This is a genomic window from Candidatus Dormiibacterota bacterium, from assembly GCA_036495095.1.
GTDB lineage: Bacteria > Chloroflexota > Dormibacteria > Aeolococcales > Aeolococcaceae > CF-96.
Genome location: DASXNK010000078.1, coordinates 1 through 3483 on the forward strand (window position 1 = coordinate 1; position 3483 = coordinate 3483).

A 3483-nucleotide genomic window follows, 5' to 3' on the forward strand; every position below is an offset into this window, starting at 1 on the left:
CGTGCTGGACCACCCGCACCAGCCGCGGGATGCCGGTGACGCTGACGTACACGGTGGAGGGCGAGGCACCCGGCGCCTTGCCGTCGTCCTCGATGGCGACGACCCGCTGGCCGTTGACGGTCGACACCGGCCCCCGGGTCAGCCCGCCGTGCTCCAGCCGCCCGCAGCGGACGGTGTTGGCCAGGGTCAGCGAGCGGGCGTTGGTGGCGAGGTCGCCGGGCGCGGTCACCCAGGGGCCGCTCTTGCTCTGCGCGGCAGAGACCCTGTCCGGGGTCACCACCAGGTAGATCGACGTCCCCTGCGCGGTGAGGGTGATGCTGGCGGCATTCTGGGTGTCGAGGACGTCGATGTCGTTGGTGGCCCCGGTGGTGTCGACCTGGTGGCCGGCGATGTGCACCGACTGCTCCTTCGCCATCGCGGTGAGAAAGTCGTCGTAGATCTGCTGGGCGCTGCGGGTCTCCTCCGCTCCGGCGGTGGGCGTCGTGGTGGTCGACCCCGACGAGCCGCAGGCGGCGAGCCCGGCGGCGGCGAGCAGGAGCAGGGGGCGGTGAGGGCGGTTGGTCATGAGCATCTCCGTGATCGAGCCGCATGGTAGCGCTGCGGTCACTGGGCTCAGAATGCCCGCGGATTGGGCTGTTCGCCCCATTGACCGGCGCCGTCCCGCGCCCCAGGATTCGCCCGGAGATGCTGGGCCCCAGGGACGTGCCGAGCGGAGACGCCGAGGCCGTGATCGCCGAGGTCCATCTTCTCTACCCCGCCGTGTACCGCCGCTTCCAGGCGTCCCGGCAACGCATCCCCGGGTCCGACGTGACCCCGCGCATGCTCGGGCTGCTCCGCCTCCTCGCCGTCGCCGGCCCGCTCAGCGTCGGTGAGCAGGCGCAGCACCTGGCCCTCAGCCGGGCGACCGCCACCGAGCTGGTCGACCGGCTGGAGAGCAAGGGGCTGGTGGTCCGGATCCGCGACGGCCACGACCGCCGCCGGGTCATCGTCTCGCTCACCGAGGCGGGCCGCATCCGGGCCGCGGCCCACCCCGAGGTTCTGGCCTGCGACGACCTGATCCGTGCCGTCGAGCAGATGAGCCCCGCCGACCGCCGCGCTCTCATCGTCGGGATGCGCGCCCTCCTCGCCGCCGCCGAGCAGGTCGCCGGTGACGAGATCCATCGCGAGGTCGGCTAGGGACGTCCGCCCGGCGCCCGGCACCCGGTCAGCCGAGGGGGATGATCTCCACCAGCGTGCTCTCCGGCACCCGGCTGCCCGCCGCCGGCAGCGCCACCAGGCAGTCGGCGAGCACCATCGAGCGGAGGATCCCCGAGCCCTGGGCGCCGGTGAGCCGCACCCCCGGTGGCCCCCCGTCGGGGTCCCGCTCGAGGATGCCCCGGTGGAAGGTCTCGAGCCCCTCCGGCTTGTCCATCGGCTCCAGGGTCACCGCCACCGAGCGGGGACGGTGGGGCTGGGTGGCCCCCTGGAGGGCGAGGATCGCGGGCCGGGCGAAGAGCTCGAAGGTGACCTGGCTGCTCACCGGGTTGCCGGGCAGGCCGATGAACGGCACCCCGCGCACCGAGCCCACCGCCAGCGGCCGGCCCGGACGCATCGCCACCCGCCAGAGGTCGAGCGAGCCCATCTCCTCGACGACCTCGCGGACGTGGTCGTGGTCGCCGACGCTGACCCCCGCGCTGGTCACCACCAGGTCGCAGCGCGCCCCCTCCTCGAGGAGGCGGCGGAGGTCGTCCAGGGTGTCCCGGGCGATGCCCAGCCGCACCGCCTCGCCGCCGGCGTCGCGCACCGCCGCGGTGACCGCCACCCCATTGCTGTCGACGATCTGCCCCGGCCCGGGCTCGCGCTCCGGGTCGACCAGCTCGTCGCCGGTGCTCAGCACCGCGACCCGGGGCCGCCGTCCCACCTCGAGCCAGACCTCGCCGAGCGCGGCGCAGGCGGCGAGGTCGCCCGAGCGCAGCCGGCGCCCGGGGGTGAGCACCTCGTCACCGGCGCGCATGTCCTCGCCGGCGAGGCGCACGCTGGTGCCGAGCGGGGCGGCGACGCGGATCGCGACGCTGTAGCGGCCGTCGTCGGTGTCCTCGTGGCGCACCACCGTGTCGGCGCCCTCGGGGAGCGGGGCCCCGGTCATGATCCGCATCGCGCTGCCCGCGTGCAGCCGCCGCGAGGGCACGGTGCCCGCCCGCGACTCGCCGCGGACGGGGAGGACCGTGGGCTGCTCGGCGGTCGCCCCGGCGATGTCGGCGGCCTGCACCGCGTACCCGTCCATCGCCGAGTTGGCGAACGGCGGCAGGGTGCGGCGGCTCACCACCGGCGCGGCGAGCACCCTGCCCAGCGCCTCGGCGAGCGGCACCCGCTCGGTGGAGAGCGGGGTCAGCGCCGCGAGGATGCGGGCCTGGGCGTCGGCGACGGAGAGGGGTGCGACCATCGGGGGGAAGGATAGGCGCCGAGGGCTAGAAGAGGCGGGTGACCGTCGCCGTCGAGGTGGTGACCGCGGGATTTCCGGCGAGGTCGGTGATCGCCGCCACCGGGCTGACGGTGACCGCGGCGGATCCCGCAGCCAGCCCGCCACCGATGCCGCCGCCGCTCGGCGTGACCGTTCCGAGCAGGATGGAGACGGTCGTGTTGGAGTTGGTCAGCGTGATCGCTCCGGTCGCGGTCCCCTGGACGCTGGTGCCGAGCAGGCCGAGGTTCAGGTAGCTGTTGTCGATCGAGATCGGCGACGACTGGATCACGCCGTTCATGGACAGCGTCGACGAGCCGCCACCCCCGAGCACGCCGCCAGTTCGCGACTCCGTCACCGTCGTGGTCCCCGGGACCGACGTGGGAGCCAGTGCCTCGCTGAAGGTGAGGTTCAGCGCGTCGCCGGACTCCATCTTCCCGGAGGTGCCGCCGCTTCCCTGCACGCTGACGGCGGTGACGAGGGTGGGAGCGACGGTGTCCTTGGTGGTGGTCCCGGTCTTCGCCGTGGAGACGTTGCCCGCCAGGTCGGTGGAGGTCGCGCTCACCGCGACCGGGCCGTCGGTCAGGCCGGTGGCGTTGAGCGCGCCGACGGTCACGCTGCCGCCGGCCGCGCCCGGCCCGGCCACCGTCCCGCTCACCACCGTGCCACTGGTCAGCGACACCGCCACGGTGTCCGTGGTGGCGTTCCCGGCGTTCGCGGGAATGGTCACCCCGTAGTTGACGGAGCCCTTGTTGGCGATGTTGATGTAGGCGCTGCCGGTGCCTCCGCCGTTGCTGATCGCCACCGCGGTCGGCGCGGCCGGTGCGACGGTGTCCTTGGTGGTGGTCGCCGTCGCGGCGGCGGAGACGTTGCCGGCGAGGTCGGTGGCGGTGGCGCTGACCGCGACCGACGCATCGGTGAGGGCGGTGGCGTTGACCCCGGTGACACCCACGGTGCCGCCGGCGGAGCTGAGGCCGGCGTGGGTCGCGCTCGCCGAGGCGCCGCTGGTGAGGGTGACGGTGATGGTGTCGGTGGCGGCGTCGCTG

4 protein-coding genes are annotated in these 3483 nt (G+C 74.4%); 1 reads left to right on the forward strand and 3 read right to left on the reverse strand.

Going from position 1 to position 3483, the window contains the following annotated elements:
• On the reverse strand, positions 1–565 hold a 565-nt coding region (locus tag VGL20_07780), incomplete at its 3' end, for a hypothetical protein (protein HEY2703572.1).
• 119 nt (positions 566–684) lie between these two features.
• Here VGL20_07780 and VGL20_07785 point away from each other — a divergent pair.
• Positions 685–1176: a MarR family transcriptional regulator gene (locus tag VGL20_07785; protein HEY2703573.1), complete on the forward strand. Its 492-nt coding sequence runs from the start codon at positions 685–687 to the stop codon at positions 1174–1176.
• A gap of 28 nt (positions 1177–1204) precedes the next feature.
• Here VGL20_07785 and glp read toward each other — a convergent pair whose 3' ends face one another.
• A complete protein-coding gene (gene glp, locus VGL20_07790) occupies positions 1205–2422 on the reverse strand; it encodes a gephyrin-like molybdotransferase Glp (GenBank protein ID HEY2703574.1) in 1218 nt (405 codons plus the stop codon).
• A 25-nt stretch (positions 2423–2447) separates the two neighbouring features.
• The coding region (locus tag VGL20_07795; GenBank protein HEY2703575.1) for a hypothetical protein at positions 2448–3483 on the reverse strand (1036 nt) is incomplete at its 5' end.